At 38.0% G+C, this 548-nt stretch carries 1 pseudogene; it reads left to right on the top strand.

The annotated features are described in order from the left end of the window. Positions 1-548: pseudogene (locus ACNOHI_RS25430) on the top strand (hypothetical protein); the annotation flags it as partial.

The following is a 548-nucleotide window of genomic DNA, read 5'->3' as shown; positions in this document are numbered from 1 at the left end:
ATGACTGCCTACCTTCTAACGACTTCTCTCGCTTTTGCGATAGATTGCTGGATAAATATAGGAATGACATCCGGATAAGGCATATTACAGGTTGTAACCTTCAGTACGGAAAAAAATGGGGCCCCGCTTCCTACTATTTTTCAAATAATGTTCATGTATGGGGATGGGCATGTTGGAAAAGGGTCTGGATAGACTATGATGTCGAGCTCTCCAAATATCAGCAAGAAGAGGTAGAGGAACAATTCAGTAAGATTTTCAACGAACCTTTGTTGGTAGAAAGTTGGAAAGATATCTTTCAAAAATTAAAAAGAAACGAACTAGGCAACTGGGAATATCAGTTGGGTATCACTAACTTTTTTAATAATGGACTTGGTATCATTCCTAATGTAAATATGATTTCTAACATCGGCTTTAGAGCTGACGGTACACACACGTTCACTGAGACTGATCCGAATTCAAACATTCCGCACCAAAAACTTCCTGATGTAATCCTTCATCCTAAATACATTCTCCCCGAAAAAAAGGCTGATATATTTACTTGGAATAAT

This window comes from Noviherbaspirillum sp. ST9 (assembly GCF_048799745.1).
Taxonomy (GTDB): Bacteria; Pseudomonadota; Gammaproteobacteria; order Burkholderiales; family Burkholderiaceae_D; genus Noviherbaspirillum.
Note: the sequence above shows the minus strand (reverse complement) of the source record. Positions and strands in the feature narration are given on the sequence as shown.